This window comes from Trujillonella humicola, from assembly GCF_046233715.1.
Lineage (GTDB): Bacteria > Actinomycetota > Actinomycetes > Mycobacteriales > Geodermatophilaceae > Trujillonella > Trujillonella humicola.
In genome coordinates this window covers 1-17,237 of record NZ_JBJNRJ010000031.1, presented here as the reverse complement: position 1 = coordinate 17,237, position 17,237 = coordinate 1, and the positions used below count along the sequence as shown (strand labels likewise).

Annotated in this window: 15 protein-coding genes; 7 read left to right on the top strand and 8 right to left on the bottom strand. The window is 74.1% G+C overall.

All coding sequences use genetic code 11. The features are described from left to right. Positions 1 to 19: 19 nt before the first annotated feature. Both ACK586_RS25615 and ACK586_RS15560 read left to right on the top strand, forming a co-directional pair. Complete coding sequence (locus tag ACK586_RS25615) at positions 20 to 361, top strand: helix-turn-helix domain-containing protein (RefSeq protein ID WP_425330384.1); 342 nt, start codon at positions 20 to 22, stop codon at positions 359 to 361. Positions 362 to 364: 3 nt separating this feature from the next. Continuing rightward, entirely contained in the window at positions 365 to 1,282 is a 918-nt protein-coding gene (locus ACK586_RS15560; protein ID WP_409331401.1) for a hypothetical protein, read from the top strand. Between the two features lie 51 nt (positions 1,283 to 1,333). Here the strand turns inward: ACK586_RS15560 and ACK586_RS15555 are convergent, their stop codons facing one another. Both ACK586_RS15555 and ACK586_RS15550 read right to left on the bottom strand, forming a co-directional pair. Next, on the bottom strand, positions 1,334 to 1,852 hold the full coding sequence (locus ACK586_RS15555) for a hemerythrin domain-containing protein (RefSeq protein ID WP_409331400.1): 519 nt from the start codon (positions 1,850 to 1,852) through the stop codon (positions 1,334 to 1,336). A gap of 147 nt (positions 1,853 to 1,999) precedes the next feature. Continuing rightward, positions 2,000 to 2,824 (bottom strand): alpha/beta fold hydrolase, encoded by an 825-nt coding sequence (locus ACK586_RS15550; RefSeq protein WP_409331399.1) that lies wholly within the window; start codon positions 2,822 to 2,824, stop codon positions 2,000 to 2,002. Positions 2,825 to 3,028: 204 nt separating this feature from the next. On the opposite strand from ACK586_RS15550, the gene ACK586_RS15545 reads away from it, so the two are divergent. Further along, on the top strand, positions 3,029 to 4,123 hold the full coding sequence (locus tag ACK586_RS15545) for a helix-turn-helix domain-containing protein (protein WP_409331398.1): 1,095 nt from the start codon (positions 3,029 to 3,031) through the stop codon (positions 4,121 to 4,123). A 187-nt stretch (positions 4,124 to 4,310) separates the two neighbouring features. Here the strand turns inward: ACK586_RS15545 and ACK586_RS15540 are convergent, their stop codons facing one another. After that, the gene (locus ACK586_RS15540) at positions 4,311 to 5,216 is read right to left on the bottom strand and encodes a TIGR03619 family F420-dependent LLM class oxidoreductase (RefSeq protein WP_409331397.1); all 906 of its coding nucleotides are present in this window, start codon (positions 5,214 to 5,216) and stop codon (positions 4,311 to 4,313) included. A gap of 480 nt (positions 5,217 to 5,696) precedes the next feature. Here ACK586_RS15540 and ACK586_RS15535 point away from each other — a divergent pair, with 480 nt between their 5' ends. The 4 genes from ACK586_RS15535 to ACK586_RS15520 all read left to right on the top strand — a co-directional run bounded on the left by ACK586_RS15535 (position 5,697) and on the right by ACK586_RS15520 (position 11,718). After that, positions 5,697 to 7,433 carry a DUF429 domain-containing protein gene (locus ACK586_RS15535; RefSeq protein WP_409331396.1) on the top strand — a complete coding sequence of 579 codons (1,737 nt, stop codon included), beginning with the start codon at positions 5,697 to 5,699 and terminating at the stop codon, positions 7,431 to 7,433. Positions 7,434 to 8,363: 930 nt separating this feature from the next. After that, complete coding sequence (locus ACK586_RS15530; RefSeq protein ID WP_409331395.1) at positions 8,364 to 9,335, top strand: quinone oxidoreductase family protein; 972 nt, start codon at positions 8,364 to 8,366, stop codon at positions 9,333 to 9,335. Positions 9,336 to 9,613: 278 nt separating this feature from the next. Further along, positions 9,614 to 10,240, top strand: coding sequence for a hypothetical protein (locus ACK586_RS15525; protein ID WP_409331394.1), 627 nt, complete (start codon positions 9,614 to 9,616; stop codon positions 10,238 to 10,240). Continuing rightward, entirely contained in the window at positions 10,237 to 11,718 is a 1,482-nt protein-coding gene (locus ACK586_RS15520; RefSeq protein ID WP_409331393.1) for a glycosyltransferase family 2 protein, read from the top strand. Before ACK586_RS15525 ends, ACK586_RS15520 begins: the two co-directional genes overlap by 4 nt. 108 nt (positions 11,719 to 11,826) lie before the next feature. Here the strand turns inward: ACK586_RS15520 and ACK586_RS15515 are convergent, their stop codons facing one another. The 5 genes from ACK586_RS15515 to ACK586_RS15495 all read right to left on the bottom strand — a co-directional run. After that, the gene (locus ACK586_RS15515) at positions 11,827 to 12,780 is read right to left on the bottom strand and encodes a VWA domain-containing protein (RefSeq protein ID WP_409331392.1); all 954 of its coding nucleotides are present in this window, start codon (positions 12,778 to 12,780) and stop codon (positions 11,827 to 11,829) included. 61 nt (positions 12,781 to 12,841) lie between these two features. Beyond that, complete coding sequence (locus tag ACK586_RS15510; protein ID WP_409331391.1) at positions 12,842 to 13,921, bottom strand: DUF58 domain-containing protein; 1,080 nt, start codon at positions 13,919 to 13,921, stop codon at positions 12,842 to 12,844. Next, complete coding sequence (locus tag ACK586_RS15505; RefSeq protein WP_425330383.1) at positions 13,918 to 15,174, bottom strand: AAA family ATPase; 1,257 nt, start codon at positions 15,172 to 15,174, stop codon at positions 13,918 to 13,920. Before ACK586_RS15505 ends, ACK586_RS15510 begins: the two co-directional genes overlap by 4 nt. 266 nt (positions 15,175 to 15,440) lie before the next feature. Further along, entirely contained in the window at positions 15,441 to 16,784 is a 1,344-nt protein-coding gene (locus ACK586_RS15500) for a C40 family peptidase (RefSeq protein ID WP_409331390.1), read from the bottom strand. Between the two features lie 181 nt (positions 16,785 to 16,965). Next, a partial coding sequence (locus ACK586_RS15495) for an HNH endonuclease signature motif containing protein (protein WP_409331389.1) occupies positions 16,966 to 17,237 on the bottom strand: 272 nt, incomplete at its 5' end.

Here is a 17,237-nt window from a genome sequence, read left to right as displayed (position 1 = left end):
CGCTCCCGAGGAGAACCCCGTGACCCTGCCCCAGCGCTCCCCCGCTCCGGTCCCCGCCCGCACCGCCACCCTCGCCCAGCGGTCCTACGCGCGGCCTCCCGTCCCGCACCGGCCGGGCGCCCCTCTGCCGGCCGGCATCCGGCCGCAGCCCGGGACGCTCCCGATGGGCCAGCGCCCGCCGGCCGCGCCGCGGTTCCTCACGGTGGCCGAGGTCGCCGGGATCATGCGCGTCTCCAAGATGACGGTGTACCGCCTCGTGCACGGCGGCGAGCTCGCGGCGGTCCGCGTCGGGCGCTCCTTCCGGGTGCCCGAGCCGGCCGTCCGTGCGTACCTGACCGAGGCCCGCACCGACGTCGCCTGACCCGTGCCCGCCCGACCGGACGCGGTCGCGGTCCTGCCGACCGCTCCGGGCGTGTACCGGTTCCGGGACGGCACCGGGCGTGCCCTGTACGTCGGCCGGGCCACCGACCTGCGCCGCCGCGTCGGCTCCTACTGGGGCGACCTGCGCGACCGTCGCCACCTGCGCCGGATGATGCCGCGGGTGGCCGCGATCGAGGCCCTGGTCTGCGACTCCGTGCACGAGGCGGCGTGGGCCGAGCGCACCCTGCTCGAGCGCTCGCTGCCCCCGTGGAACCGGGTCGTCGGCGGGGCGGAGGTGCCCGTCGTCATCCGGCTGGACCCCTCGCCGGAGGCGCCGCGGCTCGACGTCGTCGACGAGCACCGCGCCGCGCCGGACGTCCGCACCTTCGGTCCCTACCTCGGCGCCCGCCGGGCCCAGCTGGCGGTCTCCGGGCTGAGCCGCGTGCACCCGCTGCGCCACGCGGGCCCGCACCCGTCCGCGGGTGCCCGTGAGCTGGCCCGTCTCCGCGGCGCGGACGCCGCGTCCGTCCCGCAGCTCGCCGCGGCGCTGACCGCCGTCCTCGACCGGGAGCCGGCGGCCGTGACCGCTGCACTGGCGGCGCTCGCCGAGCGGCGGGACGCCGCGGCACGGGTGCAGGCCTACGAGGCCGCCGCCCGGCTCCGGGAGGAGATGGACGCGGTCCGGTGGGTCGTCGCGCCGCAGCGGATCACCGCACCCGGCACGGCCGCCGACGCCGACGTCAGCGCCTGGACCGGAGACGTCCTCGTCCGGTTGCGCTTCCGCGGCGGCCGGCTGTGCGACTGGAGCCAGGAGACGTGTGCCCGCACGGCGTCGGGCACCCGGGCACCCCGCGGGTGGACGCCGTTCCTCCGCCGCAACGTCGAGCTGGCCGCCCGGCTGGTGGCGTTGCCCGTCGGCTGAGACCGGGCCGGCGCACGACCGGACCGACAGCCGCCTCGGTGGGCGGAGGGCTCACTGCGACGGGTCGCCCTCCGGCACCTCGGTCGCGACCACCTCGGCCACCTCGGCGTCCCCGCCGGGCAGCCCCTCGGCCTGCTCGTGCTCGTCGTGGAACGCCAGCCAGCGCATCCCGAGGGCCTCGCGCTGCTCGCCGTCGACGGCGTCCTTGAAGGGCGGGAAGAAGTCCGTCTCCTCCTCGCTCATGTGGTCGGCGTTGACCTGCCGAGCGGTGCGCACGGCCTCCCACCAGCCCTCGCTGCCCACCTCGTGCCGCTGGACCGCGGCGGCGGCGTGCCGGATCTCGTTGTGGTCGTGGACCCCCTCCGCCGTCTCCTGCTCACCCCCGGCCTCCTGGGCGAGCAGCGGGTAGAACAGCTGCTCCTCGGCGACGGCGTGCACCTCCAGCTCGGCGTGCAGCGCCTCCCACGCGGCCGCGAGTTCCTCTCCGGAGAGGTCCTCGAGGCCCGCGAACTCCCGTCGGAAGACCTCGTGCTCGGCGAGGACGAGGGCGGTGATCTCGAAGTCCGACATGCAGACCGGCTACCCCCACGCACGCGAGATAGGCGAAGGGCGCAGCATCCCTCCTCCGGATCGGCCCGCGAGAGGTCCCGCCGTGCAGGCCGTCAGGACCGGCCGAGCCCGGCGAATCGGACGACCCGCAGGGCCCGGGCCCTGTCGTCAGTCCTCGAGGAAGGCCAGCAGGTCCGCGTTGATCGTCTCGGCCTGCGTCGTCGGCATCCCGTGCGGGAAGCCGGCGTAGGTCTTCAGCGTGGCGTTCGGCAGCAGCTCGGCCGACAGCGGCGCGGAGTCGGCGTAGGGCACGACCTGGTCGTCGTCGCCGTGCATGACCAGGACGGGCACGGTGATCTTCTTGAGGTCGTCGGTGAAGTCGGTCTGGGAGAACGCGACGACGCCGTCGTGGTGCGCCTTGGCCCCGCCCATCATCCCCTGGCGCCACCAGTTCTGGATGATCGCCTCGACCGGTTCCACCCCGGGCCGGTTGAACCCGTAGAAGGCGGTGGCGGCGAGCTCCCGGTAGAACGCCGACCGGTTCGTGGCCACCTGCTGCTGGATGCCGTCGAAGACGCTCTTGGGCAGCCCCCCGGGGTTGGCGTCGGTCTGCACCATGATCGGGGGAACCGCGCTGATGAGGACGGCCTTCGCGACGCGGTCCTGGCCGTGCCGGGCGATGTAGTGCGCGACCTCGCCGCCACCGGTCGAGTGCCCGACGTGGACGGCATCGTGCAGGTCGAGGTGCGCGGTCAGCGCGGCCAGGTCGTCGGCGTAGTGGTCCATGTCGTGCCCGTCGCTCACCTGGGACGAGCGGCCGTGCCCCCGGCGGTCGTGCGCGATGACCCGGTAGCCGTGGGCCAGGAAGAACATCATCTGCGCGTCCCAGTCGTCGGCCGACAACGGCCAGCCGTGGCTGAAGACGATGGGCCTGCCACTGCCCCAGTCCTTGTAGAAGATCTCGGTTCCGTCGGCGGTGGTGAGCACGGTCATGGGGTGGGCCTCCTGCTCGGGAGCGGGCTCGGCGCGGACCTGCGACCGGGCCGGTCGCGGGCCGCCCCGCACGCTAGGAGCGGCCCGCTGCGGCGGGTGTGCTCTCGCTGACGGGCTGCGGCTCCTGCCTGCCACCCGCAACCGCCCGCGGAGCCTTTACGCCGGGACGGCGGGGAGCCACGATGGCTCCGTCAGCAGCGTCGCGTGCTCGTCGCGCAGGGAGCGCCCGTGGTCACCCTCCTCGACACCGACCTGCTGGACCCCGCCGGACGCCGGCCGGCCGAGGTCGCCGAGCGGCTCGAGGCCGCGATGGTCTCCCGTGTCCGCTTCGCCGACCCTCGTCGCCCGGCGCGGGCCCGCCTCGACGCCTGGGACCTCGGCGGGGTGTCGGTGCTGCGGGTGGCGCTCTCCGGCGAGCTGACGCTGAGCCGATCGCCTCGCCAGCTGGGCGCGGACCCCGCGCCGACGGTCTCCTTCGCCGTCCAGGAGCAGGGTGTCGCCCTGCACGAGCACCTGGGGGCTCAGCGGGTCGTGCCGCGCGGCGGCCTGGCCGTGACCGAGGTGGCCTCCCCCTACCGGTACCACTGCTCGGGGCCGGTCGCCTGCCGGGCGGTCCAGGTTCCCGTCGACCGGCTCGGCCTCCCCGTCGACGTGGTCCGCCGGGCCCTGCCCCGCCTCCACCGCAGCCCCCTCCACGGCCTGGTCCGGGTCCACCTCCAGCAGCTGAGCCTGGATGCCGAGCAGCTGTCCGGCGAGCCGACCGCGCCGTCGATCGCCGCCGCGACGGTCGACCTGGTGCGGGCGCTGCTCACGTCAGCGGGCGCCCCCGGCCGGTCCGTGGACGAGGTCGTCGAGGAGACGCTGCCGACCCGGGTGTGCGGCTACGTCCGCCGGCACCTCACCGATCCGCACCTCGACGTGGAGCAGATCGCGGCGGCGCACGCGGTCTCGGTCCGCCAGCTCTACCGGATCTGCGCCGCAGCCGGCTTCAGCCTCGAGCAGTGGACGATCCACCAGCGCCTGGAGGGCGCGCGCCGGGACCTGTCCGACGTCGCCCACCGGAACCGCTCGATCGCCGTGGTGGCGCGACGCTGGGGGTTCACCGACCCCTCGCACTTCAGCCGCCGCTTCCGGCAGGCGTTCGGGTCCTCGCCCCGGGACTGGCGGCAGGCCGCGACGCGAGCCGGCGCCGCCCCGGCCTGGTGGTCCGGGGAGCGCGCCCCCGGCGACCGAACCTCACCGTCAGCGGACCGCGCCGACACGGCGGGGGCCGGTCCCGCCCCTCCGGGCGCCCCCTAGTTCCAGCCACGTGCCTGCTGTGCGGGATCACCTCGGGCGTCGACCACGCCGACATCCACCACCGGCTCCCTCGACTTGTTGATCGTCGCTCGGCCCCCACCGCCGGACCCGCCCTGCCGCGCGACGCCCCGGCGCCAGCAGGTCTTCGCGCACGATCCGCCGATTCCGCCAGTGCGTGTCCCCGACGTCAGTGGGCGGCCAGGACCACCTCGTGGAATCGCTGCACGAGCTCTGCCGTCTCCGCGAACGACCGGCCGTCGATGAGGACGGGAACCGCGGTCACACCGGCGTCTTCGTAGGCGTTGCTGTCCCGAGCCAGCTGCTGGAACCGCGCTTCGTTGTCCCCCGTCAGGGAGAAGGAGCCGAAGGCGATGTCGAGCGGCGGCTTCCCCAGTTCCTCCCGTCGTCGCTGTACGTCCGATACTCGCGCCGCAAGCACCTCGAGAGATGCCAACGGCACCGTTCCGGCGAAGGCAGCCACCTTCTCGCCGGCCGGCATCGGCATCCACCCGTCGCCCAGCTCGACAGCGCGTCGCGCCGCACGCTCGCTGTTGCCGCCGATCCATATCGGGGGGCCGCCCGGGGTGGCAGGGGACGGCGCCATGACGTGGCCGTCTGCCGGGAAGAAGCCGTTGCGGTGGACGACGTCGCCGGTCCACGCCGAGCGCATCGCGCTGATCGCTTCGTCGAACCGCCGGCCGCGCTGCTCGAAGGAGCCACCGAGGGCGGCGAACTCCTCGGCGACGTACCCGGCAGCCATCCCGAGGATGAGGCGGCCGCCTGACAACTTGTCCAGCGTGGCGCAGGCCTTGGCGGCCAGGTACGGGTTCCGGTAGCCGGTGACCATGATGTTGGTCATCACCTTCAACCGGCGTGTGCGTGCTGCGGCGAAGGACAGGGCGACGAACAGGTCGAGCGAGTGGTGGCCGCCGCGAGCCACCAGCTGCGCCGGGGGGAACGGGTGGTCGGTCTCGGCTATGGCGTCGAAGCCGGCTTGCTCCGCCATCACGGCCAGCTCGACGAAGTCGTTGTCCCCGAGCCACTCGTCGAAGCGTCCGGCCACCCTCAGCGATGGCTGCAGGATGTAACGCACGTCGGCTCCTCCTGGTCGAGCGGCTGCTCCCAGCCGGGGACGTGCTGCCGCGGAGCAGGGGCCCTGCCCCGCGATCGTAGACACCCAGCCGCCAACGCCGAGGCCGGCCTCGTGCGCACCCGCACGACCTCGGTCCCGAGCTGCGCGTCGCCGACGGCCCGCGCCGTCGACGGTGCGGCCCGTGAGGCGTCGTCGGTGCTCGGAGCGCTCGTCGCGCCCGCCGCGGTGAGCGCGCGGCGCTCCGGCTCGACTCCGAAGTCGTGTCGAGGTGGTCGATCACCCCTGGGATGGCCGGTCGAGCTCGGCCGCGAGTCAGGCCGACGCGCTCTCGAGGATCGCGTTGGCTCGGCGCAGCTCGCGGTTCTCCCGTCGGAAACCGTCATCGGTCCGGAGCGGCAGGTGCGCATCCGCGTCGCTGTGACGGCGCGCAGGTCGGCGATGCGGTCGTCTCCCTCACGGTGGGCAGGGCAGGCTGACGCCGTGCACCACATCGGGATCGACCTCGCCTGGGGGCTCAAGCAACCCACCGGCCTCGCCGTGCTGGACGACGCCGGCCGGCTGGTGCACGTCAGCGCCGTGCGCACCGACGAGCAGATCGAGACCGCGCTGGCCCCGTTCACCGCCGGCCCGTGCATCGTGGCGATCGACGCCCCGCTGGTGGTCACCAACGCCACGGGGAACCGGGCCGCCGAGCGGGCGCTCAACGCCGACTTCGCGAGGTTCCAGGCCGGGGCGCACCCGACGAACACCGGCAAGCCCGAGTTCACCGACGGTGACACCCGCGGCGGGCGGATCGGCCGGCGCCTACGGCTGGACCTCGACCCCCGCTCGGGCCGCGACCGCCGGGCGATCGAGGTCTACCCGCACGCGGCGACGGTGGCGCTGTTCCGGCTGGGCCGCACGCTGAAGTACAAGAACAAGCCGGGCCGGACGCTCGAGCAGATGCGCACGGAGCTGCTGCTGCTCGTCGACCTGCTGGGCGCTGTGGTCGAGCTCGACCTCGGTGAACGGTTCGCCGCGCTGCGCCGGCAGGTGCAGGCCGCCACCCGCAAGAGCGAGCTGCGGGTGGCGGAGGACCAGGTCGACGCCGTGGTGTGCGCCTACGTGGGATGGATCGCCGTCCGACGCCCGGACGAGGTGACCACCTACGGCGACGCGGCCGGCGGCGCCATCGTGACGCCGACCCTGCCGCCGGACCTCCAGCCCGGCCCCCGGGTCGCCGGGCCCCCACCCGACCCGGTGCAGCAGGCCATCCAGGCGTACGCCGACGGCCGCCCCCAGACCCTCCTCGCGGGGGCGCAGGCGCTCGCGCTCGTCACCGGGCTGCTCGACGACGCCGGGATCAACTACCTGTCGGTGACCGGGCGGACCAAGACCGTGGCGTCGTTCGCGGAGAAGGCGGCTCGCACGGTCGACGGCGCGCCTGCCTATCCGGACCCGGCGCGGGACATCACCGACCAGATCGGCGTGCGGGTGATCACCTACGTGCAGAGCGACGTGGAGGCGGTCGCCGAGCTGCTGGCCGCGCAGGTGCGGGTGATCGACGACCGCGACATGGGGCGGCAGACCGCGCAGCAGGGCCGGTTCGGGTACTCCAGCCGGCACCTGCTGATCGGCGTGGATCCGAGTCGGGCGGCCGAGCTGCCGGAGCTGGTCGGGCGCGTGGTGCAGGTGCAGGTGCGCACGGTGCTGCAGCACGCCTGGGCGGAGTTCGAGCACGACATCCGCTACAAGGGCACGGTGCCGGACGAGCACGCCTCCGAGTTCGACCGCCGGTTCACCCTGGCCGCCGGGTTGCTGGAGCTGGCCGATCAGCAGTTCACCGCGATCCGCGAGCGCCTCCGGGCACCGGCTCCCGGCGACGAGGCCGACGACACCGACCCCGACGACCCCCGGATCGCACCCCGGGAACTGGCCGCCTTCCTGGCCGGGCAGTTCGCCGACGCCGGCTGGTCGCGCCCGGATCACTACACCTGGATCTCCGGCCTGCTGCTCGAACTGGGGGTGACCAGCCTGGTGGAGCTGGGCGAGGTGCTGCGCGGCACCGACGACAGCGACATCACCGCGCGGATGGACTACCGCTATCCCCCGGGTGCCGTACGCCGGCTGGACGACATGCTGCTGGCCGGCTTCGGTCAGCGGTACGTGGACCTGCACGGCAACGCCGACCGGCGGACCGCGCTGACCACCCGGCTGCAGCGGCTCGCCGACGGCTGACCGGCGGCCCGGTAGCCGCCCGCGCGAGCGACAGTGAACCCGCCGCCACTGAGGAGCTGCAGGCGCCCCCCTGTCCGCCCGCTGCGTCGAACTCGCCGTCGGCCAGGTCCACCTCTGGATCCGGCCACTCGGCACGACGCCGGGGGCCGAGCAACCCGGCGACCGGCGAGGCCGGCCGGACAGAGCTGCCCGGAGTTCGACGTCGCGGTGGGGCTCGGCTCGTGTCACCCTGCCCCGCGCGACTGCGCGTCCGCCGCTCGTCGTCACCCTGCGTGGCGTTCGGCCAGCACACTCCTCGGACCGAACGCGCTCGATGTCCGTGATCGTGGGCTCCAGCCACGACCGTCTGCGGCCTCGCCGACCGGCCGGCAGTCGACACGATGGGGCCGGCGAGGGACCGCCGGCCCGGTGTCCGCGGTCGCCCGACCGGGAGCACAGCAGTTCCGCGCCGCGTACCGGGGGAATGAGCCGTGCGGACAACGGCCCGGGTCCGGCAGGTGGATCCGGCGGGGGTGCGCCGGGTCGCGCCGCCAGCCCGCCGGCAGCTCCTCGTCGACCACGAGTGGCACGGGGATGGGTGGCGTGTGCTGCCGCGCGGCGTCGTAGAGGACGAAACGGGCGCCCTCCCGGGGCCGGTGCGGGGTCGGCGTCGTCACGACGCACACCAGGCGAGATCCGACACCTGGGGCGCGCACCCCGGGAGGGAGCAACCGTGGAGCAGCGGTCGTCGGTGGCATGCATCGAACATACGTTCGACCTCCGACGGTTGCCACCGCTCGTGGAACGCGAACTCCACGTCGTGCGGCCGTAGCGCATCGGTCGTCCGTGCACCGACTGCGTCGACGACACGGCGATGCGCCTTCGCAGAGGATCCGGGGCGGCGCTCGGCCGCGTACCGCGGCGCCGGCGTCGTCCCCTAGCGTCCTCCGTATGCGCGCAGTCCAGATCACCGAGTTCGGTGGCCCCGAGGTCCTCGACGTCGTCGACCTGCCCGATCCCGTTCCCGCGGACGGCGAGCAGCTCTTCGAGGTCTCCACCGCGGGCGTCAACTACGCCGACACCCACCAGGCCGAGAACTCCTACCTGGCGCCGCAGACGCTGCCGCTGATCCCCGGCGCCGAGTTCGTCGGCACCCCGGCCGGCGGCGGCGAGCGGGTCGTCGGGCTGCTGGACGGCGGCGGGTACGCGGAGAAGGTGGCGGCCCACCCGCGGCTGACCTGGCCGGTGCCCGACGGCGTCTCCGACGAGCAGGCGCTGTCCGTGGTCCTGCAGGGCGCCACCGCCTGGCACCTGCTGCGCACCAGCGCCCACCTGGCCGCCGGCGAGACCGTCGTCGTCATCGCCGGCGCGGGCGGAGTGGGGTCTCTGGCCGTGCAGCTGGCCCGCCGCTGGGGCGCCGGGCGGGTCATCGCCACGGCCTCGAGCCCCGAGAAGCGCGCGCTCACCGAGGAGCTCGGTGCCGACGCCTCGGTCGACCCCGCCCTGGCCGTCGACGACCCGAAGTCGTTCACCGCGGCCCTGCGCGAGGCCAACGGCGGCAGGCCGGTCGACGTCGTCCTGGAGATGACCGGCGGCAACGTCTTCGCCGGGTCGCTGGCCGCCCTCGCGCCCTTCGGCCGGCTGGTCACCTACGGCATGGCCGCGCGCGAGGAGACGCGGCCGGTCCCGCCGGGGATGCTCCTGCAGAAGAGCCGCGCCGTGATCGGCTTCTGGCTGGCCCACTGCATGGCCCGGCCGCAGATGATGGACGACGCCATGGCCGAGCTGCTCGCGCTCGTCGCCGACGGCGCACTGCGCCCGGTCATCGGCGGCCGGTACCCGCTGTCCGCCGTCCGCGAGGCCCACCAGGACCTCCGGGCCCGCCGCACCACCGGCAAGCTGGTCCTCGACCCGAGTCGCTGATCCCGGCCCGGCCGGTCACTGCGCGTGACCGGCCGGGCCGCTCCGGTGGCCGCCGTCACACCCGGACGGTTGACCTCGCGCACCCGATCGGGTGGAGAACCCCCTACTCCCTGTTTCCCCTCCCTACCGTTCGTGGCGGCCGCAGTTGGGGGACAGCGCCGTTTCCTTCCGTGTCTGCGGTCATCGATCGAACACGGGGGGAATTCGTGTCACGACGCATGCCCGGGTCCGGGCGCCTACGGCCAGGAGCCGTGGGGCTGGGGCTCTCACTCGCACTCATGGCCGGGGCCACCGGTTGCTCCTGGCCCGACGTCAGCATGAGCCCGGACCTGTCCGGGAACTCGTCGGCGGCCCAGGAGTCCGAGGCCGCCGCCACCACCGAGCCGGCCGCCGCCGACCGCGCCGCCGATGAGGCCGCCGATCGGGCCGCCGGGAGCGCGGACGCCGTGGTCGCACCGGTGCGACCGGTCGGTGACCTGGACACCGGCTCGCTGACCCGCGTCCTCGCCGCCGGCGCCCAGGACGTCGTCATCGACTACTGGACCGCGCAGCAGGCCGCGCAGTGGACCGCGGACGCCGAGAAGACCATCCAGCTGTCGGCGCACATCGAAGGCGCGGACAGCGACGAGGACGTCGAGGTCCTCGTCACCCGCTTCGTCGTCACCGCCGACGACGGCACCGCCCGCACCGTGGTCGTCGAGGACCGCGGCGAGTTCGCGGTCATGCCGCCGTTCAGCTACAGCACCGCCTTCACCGTCCTGCCGTCGGCGCCGACCGCCGAGGCCGTGACGCTCTACGTCCAGTTCGACCTGCTCGTGGAGACCGAGCCGGGCTCCCAGCGCTACTACCGCCAGACCGTGCTCGACACCCTCGAGCTGCCGCTCCTCCAGGAGGACCCGAAGTGACCCAGCTCGTCGTCCACGGCCAGCGGCGGGCAACCGACCGCGTCACCCTGCTGGCCCGCGGGGACTCCAACGTCCCCGACATCACCTCGCTCGTGCCGGCGGAGTTCGGCGGCCCGGCCACCGAGGAGCAGCGCCGCACGGCCACGATCAGCTGCATCATCCCGGCCTACAACGAGGAGTCGACGATCGCCGACGTCCTCACCTCGCTGCTCGCGCAGACCCGGCCGCCGGACGCCATCCACGTCATCATCAACAACACCGACGACGACACCCCCGAGATCGCCGCGCAGTTCGCCGGCGAGCACTTCCGGGTGGTCAAGGGCGAGGCCTACCACACCGTCGTCCACATCCACGACATCGGCGAGAACCCGGACAAGAAGGTCGGGGCGCTCAACTTCGGCTACTACGTCAGCCGCGGTTACGACTACATCCTCGGCGTCGACGGCGACACCACCCTCGACCGGCGCTGCGTGGAGTGGCTGGAGAAGGAGATGGTCACCGACCCGCGCATCGGCGGGCTGTCGGCGATCTACACCTTCGACAAGTCGCGGGTGAAGGGCGCCATGGCGAGGTACCTCGTCGCCGGGCAGCGCGCCCAGTTCGCCGGGTTCAACATGGACAACCTCATCCGCGGCCGCAACATGGCCGTCCTGGGCGGCCAGTGCAGCCTCTTCAGCGTCCGGGCGCTCGAGGCGGTCATGTACCGCAACCACCAGTCCGCTCCGTGGGTGCGCGACTCGGAGGTCGAGGACTCGAAGCTGTCGCTGCAGATCAAGGACGCCGGCTTCAACACGAAGATCAGCGCCCGCGCGCGGGCCTTCGTGGGGCCCATGACGACGCTGCGCGCCCTGCACGGGCAGCAGGTGAAGTGGAACTTCGGCGGCATCGACCTGCTGTGGCCCGGCCAGCGCGGCGACACCAAGGGCCAGCCGCTGCACCCGAACCTGCGGCTGCGCTGGTACGAGAACATCTCGATGCTGTTCAACATCGGCACCCGCATGTCGTTCCTGCTGCTGCTGGCGGCGGCGCTGTCGATCGACGCGTTCGTGTTCAACCCGATCTGGCTGATCCCGCCGGCGGTGGCCACGCTGCTGAACCTGCGGATCGCGCTGTCGATGCACGACAAGAGCGCCTCGGACATCCTCTACGCGTTCCTGTTCGCCCCGGCCGAGCTCTACATGTGGATCCGCATGGGCCACTTCATGACCGCGTGGGTGCAGTTCCTCTCCCGGTCGGAGAAGGACAACTGGGCCGCGCAGGCGGCAGCCGAGAAGGGCCGCGGCTCGGCCTACGTCATGCCGGCGGTGTGCGCGCTCGCCACCTTCGTCGTGCTGATCTACGCCTGGGGCCAGCAGAGCGTCGGCGTCCAGTCGGCCATCCTGTCGATCGGCTGGCCGGTGCTCTACCTGGTCACCGTGCTGCAGACGCTGTTCATGATCAAGAAGCTCCTCCGCCGTCAGAAGGGCTTCACGGTCTGAGGAAGGACCCCCTCGCCCCTACCGCTCGCGAGCTCGCGGCGGGCCCCTGCGAGGGGGCCGTACGGAGTCGCCCGGTGACGTTCCCCGTCACCGGGCGGCTCCGTTCGTCTACAGCAGGCGGCTGGTGAAGAGCAGGCTCATGACCGCGCCGAGCATGGCCAGCAGCACGCCGCCGCGGACGAACCAGTAGCTCACGTCCTGCGGCTCGGTGGTGTAGCCGATCTGGCTGCCGAGGTCGCTGTAGACGTCCTCGAGCTCCGCGGCGCTGGCCGCCTCGCTGTAGCTGCCACCGGTCTCCTCTGCGATCTCCTCCAGCGCGGCGCGGTCGACCGGCACAGGCACGGCCTCGCCCTCGATCTCGACGGTGCCGTAGTCGGTGCCGAAGGCGATCGTGGACACCGGTACCCCGGCGTCGATGGCGGAGTCGATCGCCTGCGTGGTGCCGCGGCCCACGGTGTTGGTGCCGTCCGAGAGCAGCACGATCCGCGCGGGCACCTCGTCCTCGGTCTCCCCCAGTGCTGTCTGGAAGTTGGCGATCGCCGTCAGCGAGGTGAAGATCGCCTCGCCGATGGCCGTCGCCTCCGACAGCTCGAGGTTGTCGATGGCCGCGCGTACCTGGCCGCGGTCGGTGGTCGGGGTGACCAGCGTGGTGGCGGTGCCGGAGAAGGCGACCAGCCCGAGGTTGATCTGCTCGGGGAGGACGTCGACGAACTCCTTGGCCGCCACCTGCATCGCCTCGAAGCGCGTCGGCCGGATGTCGGTGGCCTCCATCGACATCGAGACGTCCACGGCCATCACGACGGTCGCCCGCTCGCGCGGTACCCGGACCTCGGTGCTCGGCTGCGCCAGCGAGACGACCAGCACCCCCAGCGCCAGCGCCACCAGGCCGAAGGCCACGTGCCGCTTCCAGCCCGGACGCCGGGGCACCAGCGATCCGAGCAGCGCCACGTTGGTGAAGCGGGCGGCGTACTTCTTGCGCCGCAGCTGCAGGACGACGTACAGCGCCACCAGCGCGGCGACGGCCAGCAGGCCGAGCAGCCACAACGGTGCCTGGAAGCTCATCGGGAGGCCCCTCCACTGCCGGCGCGCCGGCGGTCGCGACGGCTGCCAGGGCGCAGGGACGTCATCGCGACGCCCCTCCGGAGCCGGCCCGTCGTCGGTCGGCAACGAATCTGACCACGTCCATGAGCCAGTCGCGGTCGGTGCGCAGCTGCAGGTGCCCGGCGCCGGCGCGGCGCAGCGCCCGGGCGACGGCCTGGCGCTGGGCGGCGGCGCCGGCGGCGTACCGGGCCCGGAACTCGGCGTCGCCGGTGGGGACCTCGAGGGTCTGCCCCGTCTCCGGGTCGACGACCGTCAGCAGCCCCACGTCCGGCAGCTCGAGCTCGCGCGGGTCGACGACCTCGATGGCCAGCAGCTCGTGCCGGGCCGACAGCAGCCGGAACGGCCGTTCCCAGTCGCTGTCGCCGAGGAAGTCGGAGACGACGACGACGAGCCCGCGGCGGCGCGGCGGGCGGCGCAGGCTCTCCAGGGCGACGGCGAGATCGCCCCGCCGTCCCCCCGAGGCACGAGGGGTGGCGACGACGTTGCGCAGCAGCCGGTCGGCGGCCAGCCGGCCGGCGGCCGCCGGGTAGCGGTCGACCCGCTCGCCGGTGGTGACGACGGCGCCGAGCCGGTTGCCCCCGCGGACGGTCAGGTGGCTGACCGCCGAGAGCCCCGCGATGGCCAGGTCGCGCTTCTGGCAGTTGGCGGTGCCGAAGTCCAAGCTCGCCGACAGGTCCACGACGGCCCAGGTCTCCAGCTCCCGGTCGGCGACGGTCTCGCGCACGTGCGGCACCTGGGTGCGGGCGGTCACCGGCCAGTCCATCCGGCGGACGTCGTCGCCGGGGTGGTAGGTGCGCGAGTCGCCGTTCTCGGTGCCCGAGCCCGGGACCAGACCCAGGTGGTCGCCCTGCAGGAGGCCGTCGAGGCGGCGCCGGACGGTCAGCTCCAGCCGCTGGAGCAGGACGTCGGCCGGCCCCTCGGCGAAGTTGGGCGGAGCGCCGTCGCCGCGCCCCGGGTCGATCCCGGAACCGGGGGTGTCCGCCGGGACGGGGCCGCCGGCGTCCGGGACGGCGCCGCCCACGGGCGGCTCGTCGCGGGGCGCCTCGGCGGCCTCCTGCTCGGGCGGGGCCGCCTGGGCGGCCGCCCTGCGCCGCAGCCTCACGTCTGCTGGGGTCCGCGCCCGTAGCCGTTGGCGCCGGGCGCCTGGGGGCCGGCCGGGCCGCCGGGCGCGCCGGCCGCCGGGGCGGAGGGGACCTGCGGCCGCGGCGGCTGACCGGGCACCGCCGGCGGACCGAACTGCGGCCCCTGACCCGGGCCGCCGAAACCCGGCGCGGTCGGGCCGCCGGGCGCCGAGGGACCGAATCCACCGGCGCGCTGGCGGGGCGTCACCTGCGGCAGCGGCACCGTCTGCAGGATCCGCTTGACCACGTGGTCGGCCGGGACGCCGTCGGCGAGCGCGTCGTAGGAGAGCACCAGCCGGTGCCGCAGCACGTCGGTGGTGATGTCGAGGACGTCCTGCGGCAGCACGTAGTCACGGCCGCGGACCAGCGCCAGGGCCCGGCTGGCGGAGATCAGCCCGAGCGAGGCGCGCGGGCTGGCCCCGTAGGAGACCCACGAGGCGACGTCGTCCATGCCGTGCTCGCGAGGGGCGCGCGTGGCGACCACCAGGCGGACGACGTAGTCGACCAGCGCGTGGTGGACGAAGACCTGGCTAGCGGTGCGCTGCATGCGGCGCAGGTCGTCCGGGCCCAGGACCGTCTCGGCCACCGGCGGGGTGGAGCCCATCCGGTAGATGATCTCCCGCTCCTCCTCCGGGGTCGGGTAGTCGACGAGCACCTTCATGAGGAAGCGGTCGCGCTGGGCCTCGGGCAGCGGGTAGACGCCCTCGGACTCGATCGGGTTCTGCGTGGCCAGCACCAGGAAGGGGTCGGGCAGCGGGTGGGTGACCCCGCCGATGGAGACCTGCCGCTCGGCCATGACCTCCAGCAGCGCCGACTGCACCTTGGCCGGGGCGCGGTTGATCTCGTCGGTCAGCACGAAGTTGGCGAACACCGGGCCGAGCTCGGTGTCGAAGGTGTCCTGCCCGGCCTTGTAGATGCGGGTGCCGATGATGTCGGCCGGCACGAGGTCGGGGGTGAACTGCAGCCGGGCGAACTTCCCGCCGACCACGGTCGCCAGCGTCTCGACGGCAAGGGTCTTGGCCACACCGGGGACGCCCTCGAGCAGGACGTGCCCACGGGCCAGCAGCGAGACGAGCATCCGCTCGACCAGCCGGTCCTGGCCGACGATGACCCGCTTGATCTCGAACAGAGCGCGCTCGAGCCGCGCGGCGTCGGCCGCCGGCGGGACGGGCTGCGCGCCGGCGGCGGTGGCGCCCTGGGGGATCTCGGCGGAGGTGCTGGCGGCCTGGCTCACTGCTCTCCCTGCTGGTGCCGGAGCCGGCCTCGCTGGGCCGGCGACGGGGCGGCGTGCCCGTCCCCGGCCCCAGTGTCCTACACCTGCGGCCCGGACCGGGCAGGCCGGCCGCCGCGACACGGCGCGCCGCCCCCTGCCCGGCTCGCGGGAGGGCTGCTAACCTCGCCGGTGCGTCGGGCAGCTCCCCCCGTGGCTGCCCGACGCCCCAACGGAACAGGGCCCCGCGCAGCTGCGCGGGGCCCTGTTGCGTTCCGGGAGGGGGGTGGTCAGGCGGTCGGGCGGACGCCGCCGAAGTATTCGCTGCCCAACCACAATGTCGACACCTTCACGACGTCGCCGCTCTGCGGCGCCTGCACCACCTTGCCGCCACCGATGTACAGCGCGACGTGGTAGATGCTCATGTACGAGCTGCCGGACCCCCAGAACACCAGGTCACCGGGCTGCAGGTCGGCGCGCGCCACCGTCTGGTTGCGGAACCGGTTGTACTGCTCACGACTGGTCCCACCGATCGAGATGCCGGCCTGCCAGTAGGCGTACTCGGTCAGACCCGAGCAGTCGAAGCCGTAGATACCGGTGTCCGGGGGGATGCCGTAGCTCGGGCCGCTCCTGCCGCCGCCGCCCCAGCTGTAGGGGAGGCCGCGCTGGCTCATGGCCGCGTCGATGGCCGTCTGGACCGCCGAGGCCGACGGAGCGCCGACCGTGGTGGGCACCGGCGCCGGGGTGCCGCCGCCGGAGGACGAGCCGCCGCCGGAGGGCGAGCCCCCGCCGGACGGGCCGGTGCTCGCCGGCGGCGTCCGGGGGGCGGTCTGCGGGGCCGGGACGGGGGCCGCCGGCGACGGCGCGTTGGGGGCCGGGCGCGCGGCCTGCTGGGCGGCCCGCTCGGCGGCTTCCCGGGCGGCCCGCTGCTCGGCGGTCAGCTGGCCCACCTCGGCCTCGGCGGCGGCGAGCTGCTGCTCGACGGCCACCCGCTGCTCCTCCAGCGCGGCCGTCTGCTGCCGGGCGGCGACCTCCTGGGCCTGGGCGTCCGCCAGCTGCACCGCGGCCTGGGCCTCGAGGTCCTGGGCCTGCGCGGCAGCGACGGTGGTTTGCTGCTCGGCGGCGGTCGCCTGGTGCTCCAGCACCGTGAGCTGCTGGACGACGTCGACGCGGTGGGTCCCGGCGGCCTCCAGCAGCGCGGCGCGCTCGAGCAGCTGGGCCGGCCCGCCGGAGCTCATCAAGGCGGTGATGCCGGGTGATGTGCTGCCCTGCATGTAGCTGCTGCGGGCGAAGTCGACGACCTCGAGCCTCCCCTGGGCGAGCTCGGCCTGCGCCTGGTCGAGGGCGGCCTGCGCCGCGGCCTGGGCGGCACGCGCCTGCTCCAGCGCGGCCTGGGTCTCCTCGTAGTCCTGCAGCGCGATCTGCGAGGCCTGGCTCGCCTGGGCGGCGGCGGCCTCGGCGGCGGCGAGCTGGGCGGTCAGCTGTCCGACCTGGGCGGCAGCGGCGTCGCGCTCGGCCTCCGCCGCAGCGACGTCGGCGTCGGTGGGAGCCGCCGTGGCGATGCCCGGGGCCAGCCCGATCGAGAGGAGGGCGGCGATGCCCGTACCTGCTCCGCGGACGGCCCATCGGGTCATCCGTCCCGGTCGACGCCTGGTCCTCGCTGCGCTGCTCACCCGGGGGGAAACGGCCCGCGCGCGGGTGGCCTTGACCCTGTCTCACCCCTGCGGGTGAGACCCCGTGCCCGATCTCGAGGCGGGCGCGCGCCTCTGCCCAGCGGCCGGGGTCCGGTCGCGGGGGTGGCGAAGCGGGTGGGCCTCAGACGCGCAGGGGTGGGTGGATGAGGATCTGGGTGCCGTCGGGGCGGTAGGTGCGCCAGCGCCGGCCGGGTGGTGCGGTGTCGTCGCGTTCGATGCGGTAGCCGTGGTGGACCTTGGTGTGGTGCCGTTCGCACAGCAGCGCCGAGTTCTCCAGGGAGGTCTCCCCGCCGAGGGCCCACTCCAGGAGGTGGTGCACGTCGCAGAACCAGGCGGGGGCCTCGCAGCCGGCGAACACGCAGTGCCGGTCTCGGAGCTCGACGGCCTTGCGGA